This is a genomic window from Sulfitobacter sp. 1A13353 (assembly GCF_043557255.1).
Classification (GTDB): domain Bacteria; phylum Pseudomonadota; class Alphaproteobacteria; order Rhodobacterales; family Rhodobacteraceae; genus Sulfitobacter; species Sulfitobacter faviae.
Genome location: NZ_JBIFFS010000003.1, coordinates 11487 through 35626, shown reverse-complemented (window position 1 = coordinate 35626; position 24140 = coordinate 11487). Strand labels below are relative to the sequence as shown.

26 protein-coding genes are annotated in these 24140 nt (G+C 63.4%); 16 read left to right on the top strand and 10 right to left on the bottom strand.

The features are described 5' to 3' along the window. Nucleotides 1-36: 36 nt before the first annotated feature. Complete coding sequence (locus ACGYLO_RS07535) at nt 37-915, bottom strand: RNA polymerase factor sigma-32 (protein WP_067265311.1); 879 nt, start codon at nt 913-915, stop codon at nt 37-39. Between the two features lie 98 nt (nt 916-1013). On the opposite strand from ACGYLO_RS07535, the gene cobU reads away from it, so the two are divergent. The 3 genes from cobU (at nt 1014) to ACGYLO_RS07520 (ending at nt 3703) form a co-directional block, all read left to right on the top strand. Continuing rightward, nucleotides 1014-1535, top strand: a complete 522-nt coding sequence (cobU, locus tag ACGYLO_RS07530; protein WP_271688945.1) for a bifunctional adenosylcobinamide kinase/adenosylcobinamide-phosphate guanylyltransferase — start codon at nt 1014-1016, stop codon at nt 1533-1535. After that, complete coding sequence (locus tag ACGYLO_RS07525) at nt 1532-2113, top strand: histidine phosphatase family protein (RefSeq protein WP_271688944.1); 582 nt, start codon at nt 1532-1534, stop codon at nt 2111-2113. The genes cobU and ACGYLO_RS07525 overlap by 4 nt, the downstream gene beginning before the upstream one ends. Nucleotides 2114-2185: 72 nt before the next feature. Further along, nucleotides 2186-3703 carry a YifB family Mg chelatase-like AAA ATPase gene (locus ACGYLO_RS07520; protein ID WP_271688943.1) on the top strand — a complete coding sequence of 506 codons (1518 nt, stop codon included), beginning with the start codon at nt 2186-2188 and terminating at the stop codon, nt 3701-3703. Here ACGYLO_RS07520 and ACGYLO_RS07515 read toward each other — a convergent pair. The 4 genes from ACGYLO_RS07515 to rsmI all read right to left on the bottom strand — a co-directional run bounded on the left by ACGYLO_RS07515 (nt 3666) and on the right by rsmI (nt 6899). After that, the gene (locus ACGYLO_RS07515; RefSeq protein WP_271688942.1) at nt 3666-4583 is read right to left on the bottom strand and encodes an alpha/beta hydrolase; all 918 of its coding nucleotides are present in this window, start codon (nt 4581-4583) and stop codon (nt 3666-3668) included. The two genes, ACGYLO_RS07520 and ACGYLO_RS07515, sit on opposite strands and share 38 nt — an antisense overlap. Continuing rightward, on the bottom strand, nt 4580-5515 hold the full coding sequence (gene gshB / locus ACGYLO_RS07510) for a glutathione synthase (RefSeq protein ID WP_271688941.1): 936 nt from the start codon (nt 5513-5515) through the stop codon (nt 4580-4582). Before gshB ends, ACGYLO_RS07515 begins: the two co-directional genes overlap by 4 nt. Before the next feature lie 105 nt (nt 5516-5620). Continuing rightward, nucleotides 5621-6019 (bottom strand): YraN family protein, encoded by a 399-nt coding sequence (locus tag ACGYLO_RS07505; protein WP_271689919.1) that lies wholly within the window; start codon nt 6017-6019, stop codon nt 5621-5623. Nucleotides 6020-6041: 22 nt separating this feature from the next. Continuing rightward, a complete protein-coding gene (gene rsmI, locus ACGYLO_RS07500; protein ID WP_271688940.1) occupies nt 6042-6899 on the bottom strand; it encodes a 16S rRNA (cytidine(1402)-2'-O)-methyltransferase in 858 nt (285 codons plus the stop codon). Between the two features lie 87 nt (nt 6900-6986). Here rsmI and ACGYLO_RS07495 point away from each other — a divergent pair, with 87 nt between their 5' ends. The 4 genes from ACGYLO_RS07495 to murJ all read left to right on the top strand — a co-directional run bounded on the left by ACGYLO_RS07495 (nt 6987) and on the right by murJ (nt 13277). Beyond that, on the top strand, nt 6987-8168 hold the full coding sequence (locus ACGYLO_RS07495) for a penicillin-binding protein activator (protein ID WP_271688939.1): 1182 nt from the start codon (nt 6987-6989) through the stop codon (nt 8166-8168). Nucleotide 8169: 1 nt separating this feature from the next. Next, entirely contained in the window at nt 8170-10950 is a 2781-nt protein-coding gene (locus ACGYLO_RS07490; RefSeq protein ID WP_271688938.1) for a [protein-PII] uridylyltransferase, read from the top strand. A gap of 124 nt (nt 10951-11074) precedes the next feature. Then, nucleotides 11075-11626, top strand: a complete 552-nt coding sequence (locus tag ACGYLO_RS07485; RefSeq protein ID WP_271688937.1) for a CHAP domain-containing protein — start codon at nt 11075-11077, stop codon at nt 11624-11626. Between the two features lie 109 nt (nt 11627-11735). Then, nucleotides 11736-13277, top strand: a complete 1542-nt coding sequence (murJ, locus tag ACGYLO_RS07480; protein WP_271688936.1) for a murein biosynthesis integral membrane protein MurJ — start codon at nt 11736-11738, stop codon at nt 13275-13277. Here murJ and ACGYLO_RS07475 read toward each other — a convergent pair. After that, nucleotides 13274-13960, bottom strand: coding sequence for a rhomboid family intramembrane serine protease (locus ACGYLO_RS07475; protein ID WP_271688935.1), 687 nt, complete (start codon nt 13958-13960; stop codon nt 13274-13276). The two genes, murJ and ACGYLO_RS07475, sit on opposite strands and share 4 nt — an antisense overlap. 75 nt (nt 13961-14035) lie before the next feature. Between ACGYLO_RS07475 and trpS the strand changes: the two genes are divergently transcribed. The 4 genes from trpS (at nt 14036) to ACGYLO_RS07455 (ending at nt 17676) form a co-directional block, all read left to right on the top strand. After that, nucleotides 14036-15052, top strand: coding sequence for a tryptophan--tRNA ligase (gene trpS / locus ACGYLO_RS07470; protein WP_209217007.1), 1017 nt, complete (start codon nt 14036-14038; stop codon nt 15050-15052). Between the two features lie 210 nt (nt 15053-15262). Then, nucleotides 15263-16369, top strand: coding sequence for a class II histone deacetylase (locus tag ACGYLO_RS07465; protein WP_271688932.1), 1107 nt, complete (start codon nt 15263-15265; stop codon nt 16367-16369). A gap of 9 nt (nt 16370-16378) precedes the next feature. After that, nucleotides 16379-16951, top strand: a complete 573-nt coding sequence (locus ACGYLO_RS07460) for a nitroreductase family protein (protein WP_271688930.1) — start codon at nt 16379-16381, stop codon at nt 16949-16951. Beyond that, entirely contained in the window at nt 16942-17676 is a 735-nt protein-coding gene (locus ACGYLO_RS07455) for an EI24 domain-containing protein (RefSeq protein WP_271688929.1), read from the top strand. The genes ACGYLO_RS07460 and ACGYLO_RS07455 overlap by 10 nt, the downstream gene beginning before the upstream one ends. On the opposite strand, the gene ACGYLO_RS07450 is transcribed toward ACGYLO_RS07455, so the two are convergent. Further along, a complete protein-coding gene (locus ACGYLO_RS07450; RefSeq protein WP_271688928.1) occupies nt 17609-17902 on the bottom strand; it encodes a DUF1467 family protein in 294 nt (97 codons plus the stop codon). The two genes, ACGYLO_RS07455 and ACGYLO_RS07450, sit on opposite strands and share 68 nt — an antisense overlap. Nucleotides 17903-17904: 2 nt before the next feature. Then, on the bottom strand, nt 17905-18309 hold the full coding sequence (gene mce, locus ACGYLO_RS07445; RefSeq protein ID WP_067261515.1) for a methylmalonyl-CoA epimerase: 405 nt from the start codon (nt 18307-18309) through the stop codon (nt 17905-17907). Between the two features lie 126 nt (nt 18310-18435). Between mce and ACGYLO_RS07440 the strand changes: the two genes are divergently transcribed. Continuing rightward, nucleotides 18436-19155, top strand: a complete 720-nt coding sequence (locus tag ACGYLO_RS07440; protein ID WP_271689918.1) for a response regulator — start codon at nt 18436-18438, stop codon at nt 19153-19155. A gap of 9 nt (nt 19156-19164) precedes the next feature. Here ACGYLO_RS07440 and ACGYLO_RS07435 read toward each other — a convergent pair whose 3' ends face one another. Further along, nucleotides 19165-19887, bottom strand: a complete 723-nt coding sequence (locus ACGYLO_RS07435) for a GNAT family N-acetyltransferase (protein WP_271688926.1) — start codon at nt 19885-19887, stop codon at nt 19165-19167. A gap of 149 nt (nt 19888-20036) precedes the next feature. On the opposite strand from ACGYLO_RS07435, the gene ACGYLO_RS07430 reads away from it, so the two are divergent. The 4 genes from ACGYLO_RS07430 to ACGYLO_RS07415 all read left to right on the top strand — a co-directional run bounded on the left by ACGYLO_RS07430 (nt 20037) and on the right by ACGYLO_RS07415 (nt 22202). Then, nucleotides 20037-20207, top strand: a complete 171-nt coding sequence (locus ACGYLO_RS07430; RefSeq protein ID WP_271688925.1) for a hypothetical protein — start codon at nt 20037-20039, stop codon at nt 20205-20207. A 58-nt stretch (nt 20208-20265) separates the two neighbouring features. After that, nucleotides 20266-20742, top strand: a complete 477-nt coding sequence (locus ACGYLO_RS07425; protein WP_271688923.1) for a hemerythrin domain-containing protein — start codon at nt 20266-20268, stop codon at nt 20740-20742. A gap of 112 nt (nt 20743-20854) precedes the next feature. After that, nucleotides 20855-21487: an MT-A70 family methyltransferase gene (locus ACGYLO_RS07420; protein ID WP_067261508.1), complete on the top strand. Its 633-nt coding sequence runs from the start codon at nt 20855-20857 to the stop codon at nt 21485-21487. Continuing rightward, the gene (locus ACGYLO_RS07415) at nt 21471-22202 is read left to right on the top strand and encodes a BglII/BstYI family type II restriction endonuclease (protein ID WP_271688922.1); all 732 of its coding nucleotides are present in this window, start codon (nt 21471-21473) and stop codon (nt 22200-22202) included. Before ACGYLO_RS07420 ends, ACGYLO_RS07415 begins: the two co-directional genes overlap by 17 nt. Before the next feature lie 29 nt (nt 22203-22231). On the opposite strand, the gene aspS is transcribed toward ACGYLO_RS07415, so the two are convergent. Continuing rightward, a complete protein-coding gene (gene aspS, locus ACGYLO_RS07410; RefSeq protein ID WP_271688920.1) occupies nt 22232-24007 on the bottom strand; it encodes an aspartate--tRNA ligase in 1776 nt (591 codons plus the stop codon). Nucleotides 24008-24140 lie beyond the last annotated feature (133 nt).

Sequence of the window (24140 nt, the reverse complement as noted above, 5' to 3'; positions counted from 1 at the left end):
AAATCTGCCAGCCCTGGCGGGCATCGCGATATGGGGTCAGGCCAGAAAGGCAAAGACCTCACGCGATTGCATCTCGAGGGACTTGCGCATCTTGCCAAAGGCCGCGGCTTCAAGCTGGCGGACCCGCTCTTTGCTGAGGCTAAGCTCATCGCCGAGGCTTTCCAGAGTACGCGCAGGATCCCGCAGTTTGCGTTCGCGCACGATGAATTGCTCACGCTCGGACAGACCCTGCATTGCCGCCAGCAACCAGTTCCGCAGCTGCGCCGTGTCATGCTCTTCCTCGACACGCTCCGCCGCCTGCGCGCTTTCGTCAGCCAGTGCTTCGATCCACTCGCGGCCCTCATCCTCAGCGCTCTGCGTGGCGTTCAGCGAATAGTCCGACCCTGACAGACGGCCTTCCATCATCTCGACATCATGCAGCGGCACGCCGATTTCGGTCGAAATCATCTGGCGCAGCTGGTGCTTATCCAACGTCTCGCCCATGGCCGTGGCCTCACGCTCCAAACGGGCCTGCACGCGTCGCATGTTGAAAAACAACGATTTCTGAGAGGAGGTCGACCCTGTCCGCACCATCGACCAATTGCGCATCACATGGTCTTGAATGCTCGCCTTGATCCACCAAACCGCATAGGTCGAGAAACGCACGCCGCGGTCGGGGTCGAATTTGTCGGCGGCTTTCATCAGGCCCAGACCGGCCTCTTGGATCAGATCGTTCATCGGCGCGCCGTAGCGCTTGAACTTGCCCGCCATCGAGATCGCCAGACGCATGTAGGCGGTGATCAAACGGTGCAACGCGGCCTCATCCCGGTGATCGCGCCACGCATAGGCCAATTCCAACTCCGTCTCGGCATCGAGCAATTCGGCCTTCATTGCGGTGCGGGTGAGTGAAAATTCGCGAGCGGTTTGCAATGACATTTGGTATCCCCCTTGAGAAATGCGCGGCGCACCTTGTGATGGGCCTTTGGTGGAGATACGCAGAGACATGCCATTTGGTTCAAATATTTGGTGAGAAGATGTTGCCTAGAACTACCTTTGCCCTAGGCGGGGCGGCCTCGGGCAAGTCGGAATGGGCAGAGGCCCTCGTAAATTCCATCGGCATGTCAAAGACTTACCTCGCCACTGGTCGCATCTGGGATGACGAAGTTCAAGAACGCGTGAACAAGCATCAAGCAAGGCGCGATGCGGGGTGGCGCACCGTCGAATGCCCGCTAGATCTGACCGAACCGCTGGCGAAACTGCCCGCCGGCGAAATCGTGCTGATCGACTGCGCGACCATGTGGCTGAGCAATCACCTGATGGAAGGCAGCGATCTGGAGGCCGCGCAGGCGCAGCTTTTGCAGGCCCTGCGGGGCTGCGCCGCGCATTGGGTCGTGGTCTCGAATGAGGTCGGCCAAGGCATCGTGCCCGAAAACGCCATGGCCCGCCAATTCCGCGAGGCGCAGGGGCGGCTCAACATCGCCTTGGCCGCCGAGGCCGAGACGGTGGTGCAGGTCGTCGTCGGCCTGCCGCAACTGTTGAAAGGGGAGATGCCATGACCATTTGGCACTGGGTGCGCCACGGCCCGACCCATGAGAAGAACTTCGTCGGCTGGCGCGATGTCCCGGCGGACCTTTCCGATGCGCCCCGACTGGCACGGTTGAACCTGCACCTGCCGGATGAGGCGCTGCTCGTCTCCTCGGACCTGATCCGCGCTGTGCATACGGCGGATGCGCTGGCCCAGCCCGCCCGCCGCCGCCTGCCCCATGAGCATGGGCTGCGAGAGCTGCATTTCGGCGCTTGGGACGGGCTGCATTTCTCCGAAGTCGCCGCGCGTGACCCGGACCTCAGCCGCGCCTATTGGGAGACCCCCGGCGATGTCATGGCCCCCGAGGGCGAAAGCTGGAACCAGACCAAGGCGCGCGTCGACCGAGTTGTGGCACGGATCAACGCGGCCCGCCCCAATGCCCATGTGATCGCCGTGGCCCATTTCGGCGTGATCCTCACGCAGGTGCAGCAGGCCCAAGGCGGCGGCCCGCTGGAGGCGATGGCCCATAAGATCGACAACCTTTCGGTGACGCATCTGTCCCACGACAACGGCCAATGGCGGGTTGAAGGGATCAATCATACGCCCTGAGCCACAGCGCCGTTAACCATTCCTAAACCCGTTTTGCCTACCGATTAACCATAGCAAGACGGAGCAGGGGTAATGGTGTCGCGGGCCTATACGGTCGCATTTCAAGGGGTCGACGCCCGCATCGTCGAGGTGCAATGCGCGGTCACCGCCGGGCTGCCAGGCTTTTCGATCGTCGGACTGGCGGACAAGGCCGTCTCGGAAGCCCGCGACCGGGTGCGCACGGCGCTCAGCGCCTTGGCCATCGCGCTGCCGTCCAAACGCATCACCGTCAATCTCTCCCCCGCCGACCTGCCCAAGGAAGGCAGCCATTTCGACCTGCCCATCGCGCTGGCGCTGCTCTCGGCGCTGGATATCCTGCCGGATGACATTACCCAGAATGTAGTGGCCTTGGGGGAGCTTTCGCTCGACGGGACGCTGATGCCCGTGGTCGGCGCCCTGCCCGCCGCCATGGCCGCCGCCGCCGAGGACCGCAGCCTGCTCTGCCCCGCGGGGTCGGGGGCGGAGGCCGCATGGGTGGGCAAGACACAGGTCATCGCCGCCGCCAATCTGGGCGACGTGGTGCGCCACTACACCGGGCAAGTACCGATCGCCCCCGCCGAGCCGGGCGAGGTGCCCCTCGCATTGGCGGGCCGCGACCTGCGCGAGGTTAAGGGCCAAGAACGCGCCAAACGCGCGTTGGAGATCGCCGCCGCCGGGCGGCATCACCTGATGCTGGTCGGCACGCCGGGGTCGGGCAAATCCATGCTGGCCGCGCGGCTGCCCGGCATCCTGCCGCCGCTGACGGCATCGGAGGCGCTTGAGACCTCAATGATCCACTCCCTCGCCGGGCTCCTGGATGAGGGCGGCATTTCCCGCAGCCGCCCCTTTCGCGAGCCGCATCACACGGCCTCTATGGCCGCGATCATCGGCGGCGGTCGGCAGGCGCGTCCGGGGGAGGCATCTCTGGCCCATAACGGCGTGCTGTTCATGGACGAATTCCCCGAGTTCAACCGCACGGTCCTCGAAACCCTGCGTCAACCGATCGAGACTGGCGAGGTCATGATCGCGCGCGCCAATGCCCATGTGAAATACCCTTGCCGCTTCATGCTCGTCGCGGCGGCGAACCCCTGCAAATGCGGCTACCTGCCCGACCCGGCCCGCGCCTGCGCCCGTGTCCCGGCCTGCGGCGAAGACTATCTCGGGCGTATCTCCGGCCCGCTGATGGACCGGTTCGACCTACGCGTCGACGTGCCGCCCGTCAGCTACAGCGACCTCAACCTGCCCGCCAACGGAGAAACCTCGACCGAGGTCGCGGCAAGGGTCGCCTCCGCGCGGGCGCTTCAATCCACGCGCTACGCGCCGCATGACGGGATTTCGGCCAATGCTGATGCGGCGGGTGACTTGCTTGAAACCGTCGTCAGCCCGGATGCCGAAGCGCGCGCGCTGCTTCTGCGCGCAGCGGAACGGTTCTCCCTGTCAGCGCGCGGGTATCACCGGGTCATGCGTGTCGCGCGCACCATCGCCGATCTTGCGGGGGAACCCGAGGTCCGCCGCCCCCATATGGCCGAGGCGATCAGCTTTCGCCTGCCCGATCCGGCAGCACGGCATTGATCCAATCGGCGAGGGCAGCAAGGCTCTGCCGCGCCTCGGGCAGGTGGTTCTGAAACAGCGGCCAGACATGCGGCAGGTCATGGAGCTCCTGCAAACTGGCCGACACGCCCGCTTCGCGCAGACGGGCCGCCAATCGGCGGCTGTCATCGCGCAGGATTTCGCTGTCACTTACGGTGAGCCAGACGGGCGGTGCGCCGTTGAAATCCGCAAGAATGGGACTCGCCCGGGGGCTCTCCGCATCCTGCCCCTGAAGATAGAGCCGCGCCATTTCCGTCGCGCGGGCGGCGGGCAACAACACGTCGCTTTCGGCATTCTGAGTGAAGCTTGGGCCTGAAAACGTCAGGTCCAACAAGGGGGAAAGCCCAAAGGCGCCAGCAGGCAGCGCCGCCCCCTCGCGGCAAAGCTGCGCCAAAAGATCGAAAACCAGCGCGCCGCCCGCGCTGTCGCCGCCAATCACGATGTCCCCCGCGGCGAAGCCCATCTGGCGCAGCGCATCCCACGCCGCGCGGATGTCTTGCGCAGGTTTGGGAAAGGCCGCTTCGGGCACGCGCGCATAGCGCGGCAGCACCGCCCGCGCGCCAGTCAGCAGGGAAAGGCGCGCGACCATCGCCCGGTGCGTCTCCGGGCTGCCAAACACAAACCCGCCGCCATGAACGTAGAGGATCACACGCCCTTGACAGGCCTGCGGCGGCGTAAGCCAAAGCGCCGATCCCGCCCCCGGCAGATCACGCCATTCTGCATGCACCTCGCGCGGCCCTTTGAAAAAGAGCCGCGCCTGCATCTCCATCGTGGCCCGCAGGAACTGCGGGTTTGCATGCGCCAGCAAAGGTTTCTCTGTCAGACGCAGGTAGCGGTTCAGAAGATGCTGGCGCAGGCTCACCCGCACTTGGCCTCAATCGCCTCCCAGATTTTTCCGGCGATATTCTCGCCATCGAACCGTTCCAGTTCTTGAATGCCGGTGGGAGAGGTCACGTTAATCTCGGTCAGATAGTTACCGATCACATCGATCCCGACAAAGATTTGGCCCTTTTCTTTAAGCAATGGCCCGATGGCCGCACAGATCTCCCGATCACGCTCGGTCAGCCCGACCTTCTCAGGCCGCCCGCCGACATGCATGTTCGACCGTGTCTCGCCTGCCGCCGGGACGCGGTTGATCGCGCCCACCGGCTCCCCGTCCACGAGGATGACGCGCTTGTCACCTTTGGATACGGCAGGCAGGAATTTTTGAACAATGAGCGGCTCACGCGAGAAGCCGGTGAACAATTCATGCAGGGAGGTGAGGTTGCGGTCATTGGCGTCCAGCCGGAACACACCGGCCCCGCCATTGCCGTAAAGCGGTTTCAGAATTACATCGCCATGCTTCGCCTTGAAGGCTTTGATGGTCGAAAGGTCGCGCGCAATCGTGGTGGGCGGCGTCAGATCGGGGAAGTCGAGAACCAGAAGTTTCTCGGGGTAATTGCGGACCCAAAAGGGATCGTTGACCACCAAGGTGGTTTCTTTCAGCCGGTCCAGCAGGTGGGTCGAGGTGATGTAATGCATGTCGAAAGGCGGGTCTTGGCGCAGCCAGACCACGTCGAAATCCGCCAAATCGACCTCGCGCTCTTCTCCGAACCGGGCGTGATCGCCCTGCACGCGCTGTACCGTAAAGTCATAGCCCCGCGCGGTGATCCGCCCCTCTTGGTACGCCAGATGGTCGGGCGTGTAGAAGAACAGCTCATGCCCCCGAGCCTGCGCCTCTTCGGCCAGCCGAAAGCTGCTGTCGGCATTGATGTTCACGTCCCCGATCGGGTCCATTTGAAAGGCGATTTTCATCGGCGTCCCCCGCTGCTTACCTTTGTCGTGATCCGACCCGGACCGACGGTGCAGGCTTCTGGGATCGCTTCTTAGATGGCGCAGCAGGGGCCTATGCGCAATGGGTCAGCCGTGGCCAAAGGCGTTTTCGATGATTTCGGTAGCCCCCTGCCCATCGACAAGCGCCACGTCAAAGCGCACCTCGGTCAGGCTTCCTGCAGGTTCGCCGGCAAGAAATTCCTCGGCGGAGCGGTAGATGCGTTGCATCTGTCTGGCAGAAAGGCTTTCGGCAGCCCTTGCGAAACTACGACTTTGTTTCACCTCGACAAAGATCAAGGCAGCCCCATCGCGCAGGATCAAATCAATTTCACCAGCGCGGCCCCGCCAACGGCGGCGCGCGATGGCAAAACCGCGCCTTTCATAGTCTTGCGCGATGCGGTTCTCGGCAGCGATCCCGGCGTGATAGGCCATGCGCCCCCGTTGGCGTTTGGCCGCAGTTCGTATCCCCGTATTGCCCTGTGCCATTTTCATCGCTCCGATCCGCGTTCTAACCTTTGCCGAGCGCCAATGCCGCTTGATAGACCTGCCGCCGCGGCAGGCCATGGGCCTGCGCCACCAAATCGACAGCGTCACGCATCGACATATCTGTAAGCGCCCGTTGCAAATCTGTTTCTAGGTCAAGGTGATTAACAGAGTCTGAACGGCTGCGATCAATCAGCACCACCACTTCGCCTTTTGGCGCCTTCGCTTGATAAAGCTCGGCGAGATTTTCGAGGGTATCGCGCTGAATCTCTTCGAATTTCTTGGTCAACTCCCGGCACATTGCCGCTTTGCGCCCCACACCCAGTGCGGTTGCCGCATCGCGCAGCATGGCGCCGAGCCGTTTGGGCGATTCGTAGAACACCAGCGTCCCCGGCACGTCGCGCAGCTTTTCCAGCGCCGCGATCCGGGCCGATTTGCTGTTGGGCAGGAAACCCGCAAAGAAAAATGCATCCGTCGGCAGGGCGCCCAAGGCCAGCGCGGTCAGCACGGCCGATGGCCCCGGCGCGCAGGTCTGCATCACGCCCGCTTCGGCTGCGGCCCGGCTTAATTCAAACCCCGGATCGGCGATCAGCGGCATGCCCGCCTCCGACGCATAGGCGACCGATTTGCCCTCGCGGATGGCCGCGATCAGCCGCTCTTGCACCGATGTGCCGCTGTGATCGTGCAGCGCCAGCACCTTGCGTCCATCAAGCGGCACCCCATGAATTTCCATCAGCCGCCGCAGGCTGCGCGTGTCCTCTGCCGCCAGCAGATCCGCCGAGGCCAGCGTGTCGAGCGCGCGCAGCGTGATATCGCGCGCGGTGCCGATGGGGACGCCCACGAAATAAAGTCCCGGGGCTAGCTCTGTCTTGTCAAATTTCAACGCTGGACCCGCCTTTCGCAGTCACTATGATCGCGGCCATGTTCCGGCGACCATCGTCGTCTTGCCACCACCGGGGAGTGAATACAAATGATTGCCTGTTTCCGCGCCATCCGCAAGAAGATGCACCTGCTCTTGCTGCCGCTCTTCGCGGTCCTGCTGGCGGCCTGTCAGCCTGTCGCCACGGGCGGCGCCAATTCCGGCGGCCCGCGCATTGACCCTGCGGCCCCCGTCCCCGTGGCGCTCTTGGTTCCGCGGGGCGGCACGGCCGGTGATGAGTTGCTGGCCAAGAACCTCGAAAACGCCGCGCGTCTTGCGATGCGCGATCTGGATGGCGTCCAGATCGACCTGCGCGTTTATGGCACCGCAGGCAATGCCAGCACAGCCGCATCCGTCGCTGCGCAGGCGGTGAATGAAGGGGCCAAGATCATCCTTGGCCCGGTTTACGGCGAAGCGGCCAATGCGGCTGGGGTGGCCGTGGCCTCCTCCGGGGTTAACGTGATCTCCTTCTCGAACAACCCGACCATCGCGGGCGGCAATGTTTTCGTGCTTGGGCCGACTTTTGCCAATACCGCCAACCGGTTGGTGAGCTTTGCAAAGCGCAACGGCAAAGACAAAATGGTCGTGCTGCATGGTCAGGACCTTGCCGGACAACTGGGCCGTGACGCGATCGTTCAAGCGATCAGCGCCAATGGCGCGACGCTGGCAGGCACCGTCGATTACGCGCTGAGCCAAGAGTCGGTCGTGGCCGCCGTGCCGCGCGTCAAAGCGACCATCGAAGGCAGCGGCGCCAATGCGCTCTTCCTCACCACCTCCTCGGCCAGTGCTCTGCCGCTTTTCGCGCAGCTTCTGCCCGAGGCTGGTATCCAATCGGCGACCACACAATATGTCGGCCTGACCCGTTGGGACATCCCCGCCCAAACGCTGGAACTGCCCGGCGTTCAGGGCGGCTGGTTCGCCCTGCCCGACAGGGCGGCGAGCGGTGCCTTCTCGAACCGTTACACCGCGGCCTATGGCAGTGATCCGCACCCTCTGGCCGGGCTGGCATTTGACGGGATCGCGGCAATCGGCTCCTTGGTGAAGGGCGGCAAATCCAACGCGCTTTCCGGGGCCGCGCTGACCCAAGGGGCGGGTTTCCAAGGCGCCAGCGGCATCTTCCGCCTGCGCCGCGATGGCACCAACGAACGTGCGCTGGCCGTGGCCACGATCCGCGACAACCGCGTCGTCGTGCTCGACCCGGCACCGCGCGGCTTTGGCGGGGCTGGTTTCTGAATTGGACCTCGCGAAACCGACAACAACATCAGGCGCGCGTCGACACCCGCGCCTGATTTGCGCGCCCGAACAAATCTTTGACGACACGGCCATCTGGCAGGCCCTCGCCCAGCGCGACAGCACGCTGGAGGGCGCAGCCCTCAGGGCCGAGATCGTTCCCCTGATCCAAGAAGCCCAGCAGGCGGGCCGCAAGGCCATTGCGGCGGGCTTTGCTGAATCGCCATTCGACGCGCGGGCGATGACCTCTTCCTACACCTATCTCACCGACCAACTGCTGCGCTGCGTCTTGCAGATCGCCACGCTAGTGCTGCACCCCAACCCGAACCCGACCGAGGGTGAACGGCTCGCCATGATTGGCGTCGGCGGCTATGGCCGGGGAGAGATGGCGCCCTTTTCCGATGTCGATCTGCTGTTCCTCATTCCCTACAAGGCCACCGCATGGTCGGAGAGCGTGATCGAATCGATGCTCTATATCCTGTGGGATTTGAAGCTGAAGGTCGGCCACGCCACGCGCACCATCGAAGATTGCCTGCGGCTGGGGGCGGATGATTTCACCATTCAGACCGCCCTGCTGGAGAACCGCTTCATCGACGGCGATGTGACCCTTGCGCAAGAGCTTTCCGAACGGCTCAAGAACGAACTTTTCTCAGGCGCGGGAAAGGATTTCATCGAAGCGAAACTGGAAGAGCGCGACAACCGCCACCTGAAACAGGGTGAGCGCTATATGGTCGAGCCCAACGTCAAGGAAGGTAAGGGCGGGCTGCGAGATCTGCATTCGCTGTTCTGGATCGCCAAGTTCATCCATGACGTCGACCGGGTCGCGGATCTGGTCGATCTCGGCGTTTTCCGCGCCGATGAATACGACACCTTCCGCGAGGCCGAGGCTTTTCTCTGGGCCGTGCGGGGGCATCTTCACCTAATTGCCGGGCGCGCGACGGAACAGCTGACCTTCGACATGCAGGTGCAGGTCGCCCAAGCGATGGGCTATCAGGACATCGGGGGCCGGCGGGGCGTCGAGATTTTCATGCAGGCCTATTTCCGCCATGCCACCGCGGTGGGGGATCTGACGCGCATCTTCGTCAGCGGGCTCGAAGCCTCCCATATGAAGGCCGAACCGCTGCTGGAACGCATCTTCCGCCGCCGCCCGAAAATCCGCGACGGGTTTCAGGTGGTCCACAACCGCATCGCGGTGAAGGACGACGAAGAGTTTCTGCAAGACAAGCTGAACCTGTTGCGCATCTTCGAAGAGGCACTGCGCACGGGCATGTTGATCCACCCCGATGCGATGCGCTTGATCAAGGCCAACCTCGCGCTGATTGACGATGATATGCGCCGCACGCCCGAAGCCCGGCGCATCTTCCTCGACCTGCTATTGAAACACGGCAATCCCGAACGCTCCCTGCGGCGGATGAACGAATTGGGCGTCTTAGGCGCCTTCATTCCTGAGTTCGAGCCGATCGTCGCGATGATGCAGTTCAACATGTATCATTCCTACACCGTCGACGAACATACCATCCAATGTATCGCCAACCTCGCCCGGATCGAAAAGGGCGAGCTGGAAGAGGAACTGCCCGTCGCCTCCTCGATCCTGAAACGTGGGGTGAACCGCAAGGTGCTCTATGTGGCCCTGCTGCTGCATGACATCGGCAAGGGGCGGCCCGAGGACCATTCCATCATCGGCGCGAAACTGGCACGGCGCATTGGCCCGCGGCTGGGGCTGAAACGCGATGAGGTCGATACGGTGGAATGGCTGGTGCGCTATCACCTGCTGATGTCCGACATGGCGCAGAAACGCGACATTGCCGATCCGCGCACAGTGCGCGACTTTGCCAAGGCGGTGCAGACGGTCAAACGGCTCGACCTGCTTTGCGTGTTGACGGTCTGCGACATTCGTGGCGTCGGGCCGAACACATGGAACAATTGGAAAGCGGTGCTGATCCGCGCGCTCTATCGCCAGACCGAGCGGGCGCTGGAAACCGGGCTCGAAGACCTCAACCGCGAAAACCGGGGCGCGGAGGCCAAGAAAGCCCTGCGCGCCGCGCTCTCCGATTGGCCGCGCAAACACCTGCAACGCGAGACGGCCCGCCATTATCCGCCCTATTGGCAGGGTCTGCATGTCACCGCGCATGTCGCCTTTGCGGAACTGCTGCGCGACATCGGCAATGACGATATCCGCATTGATCTGCACCCCGACGAAGACCGCGGTGCGACGCGGGCCTGTTTCGTCATGGCCGATCACCCCGGCATCTTTGCCCGGCTTGCAGGCGCGCTGGCGCTGGTCGGCGCCAATGTGGTGGATGCGCGCAGCTACACGACGAAGGACGGTTTCGTAACTGACGCTTTCTGGATTCAGGACAGCGAAGATCAGCCCTATGAGGCCAGCCGCCTGCCGCGGCTGCGCGAGATGATCCTCAAGACCCTGCGCGGTGAGATCGTTGCCCGCGACGCGCTGAAATCCCGCGACAAGGTCAAGAAGCGCGAGCGCGCTTTCAAAGTGCCCACACATATCACCTTCGACAACGAAGGTTCGGAAATCTACACGATCATCGAGGTCGACACCCGCGACCGGCCCGGTCTGCTCTATGATCTGACGCGCACCTTGGCGGCCTCCAACGTCTATATCGCCAATGCGGTGATCGCGACCTATGGCGAACAGGTGGTCGATACTTTCTACGTCAAGGATATGTTCGGCCTGAAATACTATACCGAGGCCAAGCAGCGCACCTTGGAGAAACGCCTGCGCGAAGCGATTGCCGCAGGGGTCGAGCGGGCGGAGGGCTAGCCCCCAGCCTCCGCCTCATCGGCGGGTTTTCGCCACCCGCTCTTTGGCCGCTTTGCTTTGCGCATCAGATCCTCAAAATCCCTGCAACCCGCCGCTGAGACGGGATTCCATGAATGAGGGACATATGAGCGTGACACGCGCCGCACTGCCGAACCGGGGCCTGATGGCCCTTTGCGCCACACTTCTTCTCACGGCAGCCTGCGCCAAAGCGCCTGACCTCCCGCAGACCTATGATTTCGGCGGCATCGATCCCCAGCGGCATTTCATGGCCGTCCAGACCGCCAAAGACATGCGCGCCAAGGGCCAGCGCGTTTGGTGCGTGCCCTTCGCCCGCAATGTCAGCGGCATCCAGATTCGCGGCAATGCGGAGACATGGTGGGGCAAGGCCAAGGGGCTTTACCCGCGCGGCGATGCCCCTGTCGTCGGTGCTGTGATGGCCTTCAGCGCCACCCGCTCCATGCCGATGGGCCATATCGCTGTGGTTTCCGACATCGTCTCACCCCGCGAAATCCGGGTGGATCACGCCAATTGGAAGCGCAACGAGGTTTCGCTGAAAATGGCGGTGATCGACGTCTCCGACGACAACGACTGGTCCGCCGTGCGCTTGGAAAGCCAGCCGGGCGCCTTTGGCAGCACCTATCCGATCAATGGGTTCATCTACCCCACGGGGGGATAAGCGCCGCCTTGCCCCAGCGGGCGGCGGGGCATTTCCTGCCGCTCACCGCGATTGCACCGGGTGACCGCCCGCGCTAGGGATCACCGCAGCGCAAATTAAGGCTCCTCCGATGAAACCTATCCGTCTTATGTCCGGCTTTTTCACTGTCGGGGTCTGGACCCTGCTGAGCCGCGTGCTCGGCTTCCTGCGCGAAGTGCTGCTGCTGTCACTCATCGGCCCCGGCCCGGTCATGGACGCTTTCGTCGCCGCCTTCCGCCTGCCCAATATGTTCCGCCGCTTCTTTGCCGAAGGCGCGTTCAACGCGGCCTTCGTGCCGATGTTCGCCAAAAAGCTGGAGGGGGAGGAAGGCGCCGGGACATTCGCCCGCGATGCCTTCAACGGCTTGTCGCTGGTGGTGCTGGCGCTGACCGCTTTGGGCATGATCTTCATGCCCGGCTTGGTCTGGCTGACCGCCGAAGGTTTCGTCGGAGACCCGCGCTTTGACATGACGGTCGCCTTTGGCCGCATCGCCTTTCCCTATATCCTCTGCATGTCGCTGTCGGCGCTGTTCTCAGGCATCCTCAACGCCACCGGACGCTTTGCCGTGGCCGCCGCAGCACCGGTGCTCTTGAACATCTTCGTCATCGCCGCCATGACCTTTGCCGCGCTTACCGGGGGCGAAGTGGCGCTTTGGCTGATCTGGTCGATCCCCGTCGCCGGTGTGGCACAGCTGGCGCTGACATGGCGCGCCGCGGCCCAAGCGGGTTTCCCGCTGCGCCCCTCCCGCCCGCGCTGGACCCCCGACATGCGCGCGATGATCGTCATCGCCCTGCCCGCTGCGCTGGCCTCGGGCGTGATGCAGATCAACCTCGTGGTCGGGCAATTGGTGGCCAGCCAATATGACAAGGCCGTCTCATGGCTCTTCGCCGCCGACCGCCTCTATCAACTACCCTTGGGCGTGGTGGGCATCGCCGTGGGCATCGTGCTGCTGCCCGACCTGTCGCGCCGCCTGCGGGCCGGAGACGACGCAGGTGCGCAAACCGCGCTGAGCCGCGCCGCCGAGATTTCGCTGGCCCTGACAATCCCCTCCTCGGTCGCGCTGATCGTGATCCCCTTCGCGCTGGTCACCGTGCTGTTCGAGCGCGGCGCCTCGGGCGTCGATGACACCGCCGCGATTGCCACGGCGGTAATGGTTTACGGCCTCGGCCTGCCCTCCTTCGTGCTGCAAAAGATCCTGCAACCAGTCTATTTCGCGCGCGAAGACACCCGCCGCCCCTTCCATTTCGCCGTGATCGCCATGGTGGTGAACGCGGCGCTCGCCGTCGGCCTTGCCCCCTTCATCGGCTGGATCGCCCCGGCGGTCGCCACGACGCTGGCAGGCTGGACGATGTTCGCCTGCCTCGCGATCGGCGCACGGCGCTTTGGCGATGCGGTAAAGTTCGACGCGCGCTTCCACAAACGCATCTGGCGCATCCTCATCGCCTCGGCCGCCATGGGCGTCGCGCTTTGGCTGGGCAATGCCGCGCTGCAACCGATGCTCGGCATGCCGTGGTGGCGCGGACTGGCGCTGGTGCTGCTGCTTGTGATCGCCGCGGTCAGCTACTTCGGTGTCGGCCAGCTGATCGGCGCATTCCGCCTGTCGGAGTTCAAATCGGCGATGCGGCGCGGTTAACGCTGCTGCAACCGCGCCCGCAGTCGCGTCCATTCCCCGGGCGCGACCAGAAAGCTCAGCCCGAAACCACAGATGAACCCGGCGAGCTCCGCCACCCAAAGAAAGCCAGTCTCGAAAAACATACCCCAGAACAGCTGGAGCCCCATCAGCAGCGCGATCAGCGTAAAGGCCTGATACTGCGGCCCGCCCGAACCCAGCAGCCGCCGCCACATCACGAAACTATAGCCACCGATCAGCCCGTAAACATTGGGATAGGCCCCGGCGAGCCAGACCGGATCGTTCAATAGCGCCCCATAAACAAGCGCCCCGCCAATGCCCGACAGCACGAAGATCACCACAAACGCCAATTGCCCCATCGCCTCGGCCACCAACTTGCCCAAGGCCAAAAGCAGCACCACGGCAAAGATCGCATGGGTAAAGCCCAGATGGATGAAGGGGTAAGTCACCACCCGCCAGATATGTTCGATCGGGTACTGGCCTGCGCCAATCATCGCGTCAAAGATCAGCCCCGAAAAACCAAAGTCGCGCACCAGCGCCAGCCGCCAGCCCACGGCAGCGGGGCCGCCCACCAGCCCGGCCTCGGCCAGAGAGAGCACCACCTCGACCCCGGCAATGGCCAGAAACAGAATGACAACCGCGGGCGGCAGCGGGTTCACGGGGGGCTGGAGGTCTGGGTCTTGCATGGGCGCTCCTTGACGGGGTTCGCGGCCAGAAGTAAGCCTGCCGCGCAAGACTTTCCAGCCCAGAGGTGCCTCCCGATGTCCGAGACCCAATTCACCCCGCGCGTGTTTTCCGGCATTCAGCCCTCGGGCGACCTGCATTTGGGCAACTACCTCGGCGCGCTGAAACGTTTCGCCGATGCGCAGGAAAAGGGCGTGCAATCGATCTACTGCATGGTTGACCTGCACGCGATCACAGTCTGGCAAGACCCGGCGGACCTGAAGAAAAGCACCCGCGAGCTCTGCGCCGGCTTCATCGCCTCGGGCATCGACCCTGAAAAATCCATCCTGATTAACCAAAGCCAAGTGCCTGAGCACGCGCAACTGGCTTGGGTCTTCAACTGCGTCGCGCGCATGGGCTGGATGGGCCGCATGACCCAGTGGAAGGACAAGGCCGGCAAAAACGCCGAAGCCGCCTCGCTGGGGCTTTTCGCCTACCCCGCGCTGATGGCCGCCGACATCCTGATCTACCACGCCACCCATGTGCCGGTGGGCGAGGACCAGAAACAGCACTTAGAGCTGACCCGCGACATCGCCGCGAAGTTCAACCACGACTACGGCGTCGACTTCTTCCCGCTCACCGAACCGGTGATCGAAGGCGCGGCCACCCGCGTCATGTCCCTGCGCGACGGGTCCAAGAAGATGTCAAAGTCCGACCCCTCGCCCGCGAGCCGCATTAACCTGACCGACGATGCCGACACGATCGCCAAGAAGTTCCGCAAGGCCAAGACCGACCCCGACGCCCTCCCGTCCGAGGCTGAGGGCCTGAAGGACCGCCCCGAGGCGCGCAACCTCGTGAACATCTACGCCGCCCTCAGCGACCAATCCGTCGATCAGGTGCTGGCGGAAGTCGGCGGCCAGCAATTCGGCACCTTCAAGCCTGCGCTGGCGGAACTGGCCGTCTCCAGAATGGGCCCGATCACCGCCGAAATGCAGCGCCTGATGGCCGATCCGGCCGAGATCGACCGCATCCTCGCCCGCGGTGCGGAACAAGCGCGCGAGATCACCGCCCCGATCCTCAAACGCACCTATGAGATCGTCGGCATGGTCGGCTAACCACCAAAACCCCTAGCGCCCCCCAAAGGCGCTAGGGCCACCCCAAGCCCTACGCTTTCCACCCAAAGCGCCCCCTTCCCCCCTTCATCCTTTCTCAAATACCAAATCCCGCACCCACCTCACGCGCCACCGCCCGCGTGAGCCCCCCGCGCCATGGACAATCCCGCCGCCCTACGCCACCTTCCCCGCAAGGATGAAGGGGAGCACAAGATGACCACAGGTTTTTTCTGGGACGAACGCTGCTTTTGGCACGCAGGGGGCAACTACGTCTTTACCATGCCGGTGGGCGGGCTGGTGCAGCCCCTCGCCGCCGGAGGCCTGCCGGAAAACCCCGAGACCAAGCGCCGGATGAAGAACCTGATGGAGGTGACCGGGCTCTTCGCCGAACTCGACACCCGCAGCGCTGCCCCCGCCAACCGGGAGGCCTTGGCGCGGGTGCATCCCGAAACCTATCTTGACGACTTCAAACGCCTTTCGGATGCGGGGGGTGGTGAGCTGGGCCATGCGGTGCCTTTCGCCCGTGGCGGCTATGAACTGGCCGCGCTCTCTGCCGGGCTGTCCATCGCCGCCGTCGATGCCGTGGCGCGGGGCAAGCTACAGAATGCCTATGCCCTCAGCCGCCCACCGGGGCACCACTGCCTGCCGGATCTGCCCAACGGTTTCTGCCTTCTCGCCAATATCGCCATCGCCATTGAGGCCGCGCAGGCCAAGGGGCTGGCAAAGCGCGTCATCGTGCTGGATTGGGACGTGCACCACGGCAACGGGACCGAGGCGATCTATTATGACCGCGATGACGTGCTGACCATCTCGCTCCACCAAGAGGGGAATTACCCCATCGACACCGGCGGCCTGAAGGATCGCGGACGCGGGGCGGGCGAAGGCTATAACATCAACCTGCCGATGCACGCAGGCTCGGGCCATACCGCCTATCTCCATGCGATGGACCGCGTGGTGATCCCGGCGATCGAAGCTTTCGCCCCCGACATGATCATCGTCGCCTGCGGCTATGACGCGGCGATCATCGACCCACTGGCACGGATGCAGGCCACCGCCGAAACCTTTGCCGAGATGACCAAACGCATTCGCAGCACCGCCGAGCGGCTTTGCGATGGCAAGCTGGTGCTGGTGCATGAGGGCGGCTATTCCGAGGCCTATGTCCCCTTCTGCGGTCATGCCACGATCGCCGCGCTGAGCGGCAGCGCAATCGACGCGCCGGCCCCGATGGCGCGGTCGCTCAACGCGCGCCAACCCTCGCCCGCCTTTGATGCCTTCCTCCGCCAGTCGATTGACGATATGGCGCAGCAACTGGACCTGTAAGAGACCCCGATGCCCGTAGCTGACCCTTCCGCCCTCGCCTTTTTGCAAAACCGCCGCTCGCGCCCGGCCAAGACACTGGGCCTGCCGGTGCCCGATGCCGAGGCCCTACGCCCGCTTCTGACCGCCGCCGCGCGCACGCCGGATCATGGCAAGTTGGAGCCTTGGCGTTTCGTGGTCATCGACCATGCCGCGATGGCGCGTTTGGCCGAGGTGGTCGAGACACGCGGCGCGGCGCTTGGCCTTGGGGCCGAAGAGATCGCCAAGGGGCGTGGCCAGTTCGATCAGGGCAACCTTGCCGTGGCGGTGATCGAGGTGCAAAAGCCCTCTCCCAAAATTCCGCCGCTGGAGCAGACCTATTCCGCCGGGGCGGTTTGCCTCGCGCTTCTGAATGCCGCCCTCGCCGCAGGCTGGGGCGCCAATTGGCTGAGCGGTTGGCCCGCCCATGACCGGGGCTTTATGGAAGAGGGTTTGGCCCTCGCCTCGCATGAGCGCATCGCGGGCATCATTCACATTGGCACCGAAACCACCGCGCCGCCGGAGCGTCCGCGCCCGGACATCGACGGGATCACCACATGGCTGTAAACGCGATCCTCAGGTCATTCACCCGGGCGCTTGGCCAATTGGGCGATGCGCGCTTTCGCAAGGTGGTGCTCTTGGGCGTGGGCCTGTCGCTGGCGCTGCTGATCGCGGCCACGGCGGGCTTTGCCTATCTGGTGGACTGGGTCACCCCCGAAGACGCTTGGCTGCCCGTGCTGGGAGAGGTCAACTGGCTCGACGATCTGCTGAGTTGGAGCGCGCTGATCCTGCTGATGGTCCTCTCGGTCTTCCTGATGGTGCCCGTGGCCTCGGCGATCACCTCGATGTTTCTGGATGAAGTGGCCGATGCGGTGGAAGAGGTGCACTACCCCCATCTGCCCCCCGCGAACCAAGTCAGCATGGGCGACGCCATCCGCGATACGGTCAATTTCATGGGCGTGCTGGTGGGGGCGAACCTGCTGGCGCTGGTGCTTTACCTGCTCTTCGCCCCAGCGGCGCTGTTTATCTTCTGGGGGCTGAACGGGTTTCTGCTGGGGCGGGAGTATTTCACCCTCGCCGCGCTGCGCCGCCACGGGCGGGACGAGACCAAGCGCCTGCGTCGCCGCCATGCGGGCACGATCTGGGTGGCCGGGGTGCTGATGGCGGTGCCGCTTTCGGTACCGCTGCTGAACCTGCTGATCCCGATCCTAGGCGCGGCGACCTTTACCCACCTGTACCATGCGTTGGTGCCGCATTCGGATGCAGCCAGCCTTCGATATCCGCCACGCTGATCCAGCCCGACAGGATGATCGTCGCGCTGATCGCCCAGATGATCGCGGCGACCAGCGTGGTCCACAGCGCCTTGCGGCCCAGATGATGCTGCTCGGGCGCGCCTGCATGGGTGCCCGGCACCACCGCGCCCGCGTCGCCTTGGGTTTGCACCCGGATCGGCAGGGCGATCAGGAATGTCATCGACCAGATGACGGCAAAGAGGACGAGCCCGGAAACGATACCCATGATCAGACCTCCTCAAGCTCGACGAGCGCGCCGTTGAAATCCTTGGGGTGCAGGAACAATACCGGCTTGCCATGGGCCCCGATCTTCGGCTCGCCCGAGCCCAAGACACGCGCGCCGGTGGATTTCAGGTGGTCCCGCGCGGCGAGGATGTCCTCGACCTCATAGCAGATGTGGTGGATGCCGCCTGCGGGGTTCTTTTCCAGAAAGCCGTTGATCGGGCTGTCTTCGCCCAAGGGGTGCAGCAATTCGATCTTGGTGTTCGGCAGTTCGATGAAGATCACGGTCACCCCGTGGTCCGGTTCGGCCTGCGGCGCGCCGACCTTGGCACCAAGCGCGTGGCGATACTGATCCGCCGCCGCTTCGAGATCCGGCACCGCGATGGCCACATGGTTAAGACGTCCGATCATCCTGAATGCTCCTCGTGATTTGCCAGCTTTATGCCCGCCGCCCCGGTAAACAACAATGCGTCACGTTAACGCGTCATTAGCCAACGCGGCGTAACGATGGCGCTGCAGTTGTTCTTGGAGGCGATGATGGACGATACCGACCCCTTTGAAAGACCGACCCTCACCCCCACGGCGGAGCGGCCTCTGCTAGGCCTTACCGTTCTGGTGGTCGAAGACAGCCGTTTCGCCTGTGAGGCGATGCGCCTGCTCTGCCTGCGCTCGGGCGCGCGGATCAGACGGGCGGACTGCCTGCGCTCGGCCCGGCGGCATTTGCAGGTCTACCGCCCCAGCGTGGCGCTGGTCGACCTTGGCCTGCCTGACGGCAGCGGGTTGGACCTGATTGCCGAACTCATGCAAAGCACACCGCGGGTCGAGGCGATCATCGCCATCTCTGGCGACAGCCATATGGAGCCTGACGCCCGCGCGGCGGGGGTGGATGGGTTCCTGTCCAAGCCGATCACCTCGCTGTCCTCCTTTCAGCAAGCCATCCTCGCCGCACTGTCCGACGACCGCCGCCCCCGGGGGCCGCGTATCCTGCCGGATGAGGATGTCACCCCCGACCGGATCGGTTTCCAAGATGACATTGCCCATATCGCTGACGTGCTGGGGGACGCGCCCGACAATCACACGCTGGATTACGTCGCGCAATTCCTGTGCGGGGTGGCCCGTTCGGCCAATGACCAACGTTTGGAAGAAGCTGCCCGCGCCTTGGCCCATAAACGTGCCCTGGGCCAACCTGCGGGGCCAGAGACCGCAGCCATCACCGGGATGATCCAGCACCGCCTTGCTGAAAAGCTGGCGATCTAGCCTGACGGGTTAAAGCGTCGGATCCCCCGCCACCCGGACAAGGCGGGTCAGATCGCCAAGCCGCTCTTTCTGCTGCCCCTGCCCGTCGAAATTGCCGGGGGCAAGCCAGACCTCGAACGCCTCTTTCAGCGCGGGCCATTCCGTGTCGATCGCGGCGAACCAAGCCGTGTCGCGGTTGCGTCCTTTGACGATGGCCGCCTGCCGAAAGACGCCCTCATAACTCAGCCCCAGACGCTGCGCCGCGCGGCGCGACGGACGGTTGAGCGCGTCGCACTTCCACTCGAACCTGCGATAGCCCGCCCCAAAGGCCCATTGCATCATCAGGAATATCGCCTCGGTCGCCGCCGGGGTGCGCTGAAGCGCGGGGCTGAAGTTGATATGGCCCACTTCGATACTGCCCGCCTCGGGCTTGATCCGCAGGAAGCTCGCCACGCCCAGCCATTGATCCCGGGCGCGGTCTTTCACCGCCATAAAATAGGGATCGGCCTTTCCCGCATTGTCGCGCACCCAACGGTGGTACTGCGCCGCCGACGAGAATGGCCCGTAGGGGAGATAATCCCAAACGTGATCCTCCCCCAGATAGGCGGGATAGAGCAGCGCCGCGTGTTTCTCGGCCGAAAGCGGTTCCAACACTACATGACGGCCGGTGAGCACCTCACCCGCCGGGCGCGGCGGCTCGGACCAATTCTCAACAAGGGGCCCAACGGGGCGCGGGTCAGATTTACTGTTCATGGAAAAGTTATGCACCGGCGTTTTCGAGCCGCCAAGCTGAATAAACTTGAAATAATCGCATCAGACCCCAGTCTCAGCCTCCAAGCTACACATTGATGCCACAATCAGCCTTCAGCATCGTCGCAACCGCAAAGGCCCGGGAGGGTGAGATGAGCCAGCACACCAAGGACAGCGCGACAGCCGCAAAGCCGGTCGACTGGATCGTTGTGGGCGCGAATGCGCTTGGGCTGGTGGTCGTCGCATTGGCAGCATTTCACGCGCAAACCGGCGGGCTGTTCCAAGAGGTTGCCAGCCAAGCGGCGCAGGGCACGGTCTTCTAAGGCGGGAACCTGCCGGTGGCTGCGGCGTTAGCCACAGGTAACACCAAAGGATTTTCCCATGCCCTCCATCTATGACGCGATCAAAGAAGATCATGATGAACACCGCGCCCTGCTGAACACCATTGCCGATACCGCAGGCGACAGCGCCGAGCGCCGCAAAGCTTGGGACCGCTTTTACCATGATGTGAAATCCCACGCCGCCGCCGAGGAAGAGACCTTTTATTCCACACTAATGTCCGAGACATGGGGCCAAGATCACGCCCGTCATTCGGTGCATGAGCACCAACAGCTCGACGACATCATGGAGGAATTGCGCGAAACCGATATGTCCTCGTCGGCTTGGCTGACTCGTTTCAAGCAGCTCAAGCACGATTACGAGCATCACATGGATGAGGAAGAAGACGAGCTTTTCACCCGCGCGAAAAAGGTTATCGGCGAGGAACAGAACGAGGCCTTCGGCGACAAGTTCCTGAAGCGTAAGGAAAAGGAAGCCAAACTCATCGAGGAAAAGCGCGAAGACAGCCTTGAGGATTGACCCAAGCCGCTCTTCCCTGCTAGATGTGTTCCCTTAACGTTCTTGTGGATATCCAGCCCCGCCGGGCAGGTTGCGGTTGCAAGAAAGCCCGAGGGAACGCAATATATTGGATATGAGCGATAATCCATCACAAGACCTACGCGACTTTCTGGGCAAAGACCGGTTTGGATGCGTCATGGCGGACCCGCCGTGGCGCTTTACCAACCGCACCGGAAAGGTCGCGCCCGAGCATAAGCGCTTGGCCCGTTATCCCACGATGACGGTTGAGGATATCTGCGCCCTGCCCGTGGCCGATCACCTCGAAGACCGCGCGCATTGCTACATGTGGGTGCCAAATGCCCTCCTGCCCGAAGGGTTGCAGGTGCTCAAGGCTTGGGGGTTTGAGTATAAATCCAACATCATCTGGCACAAAATCCGCAAGGATGGCGGCAGTGATGGGCGCGGCGTGGGGTTTTACTTCCGCAATGTGACCGAGATTTTGCTTTTCGGCGTGCGTGGTAAGAACGTGCGCACGCTCGACGCCGGGCGGCGGCAGGTGAACATGCTGCAAACCCGCAAGCGCGAGCATTCGCGCAAGCCGGATGAGCAATATGACCTGATCGAAAGCTGCTCTTGGGGCCCCTACCTCGAACTCTTTGGGCGTGGGGTACGAGAGGGTTGGACCGTTTGGGGCAATCAGGCCGAGGCGGATTACAAGCCCGATTGGAAGACCTACAGCTACAATTCCAGTGTCGCGGCTGAGTAATCTGGCGCGGCGCATTGACGACGCGGTTTTCGACGACGAAAGGCTTGTCGAAGACCTGCTGCCCGTCGATCTGCGCGACCGCTATTCCGTCACCAGCTACCGCAGCGCCGCCGCCGTGCTGCAACAGCGCGCGCCCGAGGAACTGGCCGCGATCATCCGCGTGCTGCGCCAATTCACCATCAGCCGCGATGAAATCCGCGCGCCGGGGGGCAACCGCATGTCGGCCACCACCCGTTTCGCGCAATATGCGGCAGCCGAGAATTTCCACGAAGAGGTGCGCATCAAGGCCGACCTGCTGGTGCAGCTCACCGCGGGCAAGGGCGACAGCGCGCCCGAAGTCGACCGCATCATCCGCGAAGACTTCATCCACAATCATATGGTCGATTTCTGGCGTGGCCGGGTGGCGTTCGACTATGAGTGGAACAGCAAGGACCAGACCTACGACCGCGACCTATACGCCTTTCGCAGCTTCTTCGAAGCGGGGGTGATCGACGTGGGCGTCATCGTGACGCGCGAACTGTCGAACGACTTTTTCAAATCGCTCGGCAATTGCTTGGACAAATTCGGCAATGAGACCGACAAGACCGTCAGCGCGAAATTCGGGGCCAGCACCACCGGCACCCACAAGCTGATCAGCCGCATCGCCGCCGGGCGCAGCGGCGGCTGCCCGGTTCTGGTGCTGGGCATCCTACCGGGCAATATCACCCCCGACTGAGCCGGGGGCGAGACTTCATTCAGACAGGATCACTCCTGCGGAATGACCCGCAGCCCCAGTTCCATCAGCTGATCGCTGCTGGGCTCGGAGGGGGCGTTCATCATCAGGTCTTCGGCACGCTGGTTCATCGGGAAGAGGATGACTTCGCGGATGTTCTGCTCTTCGGCCAGCAGCATGACGATACGGTCGATGCCCGCAGCACAGCCACCGTGGGGCGGGGCGCCGTATTGGAAGGCGTTGACCATGCCGCCGAAACGTTTGCGCACCTCGTCTTCGCCGTAGCCCGCGATTTCAAAGGCTTTGAACATGATCTCGGGCTTGTGGTTCCGGATCGCGCCCGAAACCAGTTCGTAGCCGTTGCAGGCGAGGTCATACTGGTAGCCCAGCACCTTGAGCGGATCACCCTCCAGCGCCTTCATCCCGCCTTGGGGCATGGAGAAGGGGTTGTGTTCGAAGTCGATCTTGCCGGTCTCTTCGTCGCGCTCGTAAATCGGAAAATCCACGATCCATGCAAAGGCGAAACGCTCTTTGTCGGTGAGGTTCAACTCCTCGCCGATGACGTTACGCGCGCGGCCTGCGACGGCCTCGAAGCTCTTCGGCTTGCCGCCGAGGAAGAAGGCCGCATCGCCGACGCCCAGACCCAACTGCTGGCGGATCGCTTCGGTGCGCTCGGGCCCGATGTTCTTGGCCAGCGGGCCTGCCGCCTCCATTCCGTTGCCCTGATCGCGCCAGAAGATATAGCCCATGCCGGGCAACCCTTCTTTCTGCGCGAAGGCGTTCATGCGGTCGCAGAACTTTCGGCTGCCGCCTGTGGGCGCGGGAATGGCGCGGATTTCGGTGCCCTCTTGCTCAAGCAGCTTGGCAAAGATCGCGAAGCCGGAATCGCGGAAGTGCTCGCTCACCACCTGCATCTTGATCGGATTGCGCAGGTCGGGCTTGTCGGAGCCATACCACAGCGCGGCATCCTTATAGGAAATCTGCTCCCAAGTCTCGTCGACCTTCTTGCCGCCGCCGAACTCTTCGAAGATGCCTGCGATCACCGGCTGGATCGTGTCGAAGACGTCCTGCTGCGTGACAAAGGACATCTCCATGTCGAGCTGGTAAAAATCGGTGGGCGAGCGGTCGGCGCGCGGGTCTTCGTCGCGGAAGCAGGGCGCGATCTGGAAGTATTTGTCAAAGCCCGAGACCATGAGCAGCTGTTTGAACTGCTGCGGCGCCTGCGGCAGGGCGTAGAACTTGCCCGGATGCAGACGCGACGGCACGAGGAAGTCGCGCGCGCCCTCGGGGGAGGAGGCGGTGATGATCGGCGTCTGGAACTCGCGGAAGTTCTGATCCCACATGCGCTTGCGGATCGAGGCCACCACGTCAGAGCGCAGCGCCATGTTCTTTTGCATCTTCTCCCGGCGCAGGTCGAGGTAGCGATAGCGCAGACGCGTCTCCTCGGGGTATTCCTGATCGCCGAAGACCTGAAGCGGCAGTTCCGCGGCAGAACCCAAGATTTCGATGTCGCGCGCGTAGACTTCGATCTCGCCCGTGGGCAACTTGGGGTTCACAAGGCTCTCGTCCCGCGCCTTTACGGTGCCATCAATGCGCACGCACCATTCCGCACGGACCTTTTCCATCTCGGCGAAGGCCGGGCTGTCAGGGTCGCAGATGACCTGAGTGATCCCGTAATGGTCGCGCAGGTCCAAAAACAGCACACCGCCGTGGTCCCGCACCCGGTGCACCCAGCCGGACAGGCGCACGGTGTCACCCTTGTTCTCAAGGCTCAGATCGGCACAGGTATGGCTGCGATAGGCGTGCATGATGGTCCCTTCCTAGGGCTATTTCAGGTTTCGCGCAGGTACACCGTTTGACGGTCGGGAAGTCAAGACTTTGCTGCCACGCGCCCCCACAATAATAGGAGGTTTCCGCGCCTAAACCCCCATCCGGAGTCCT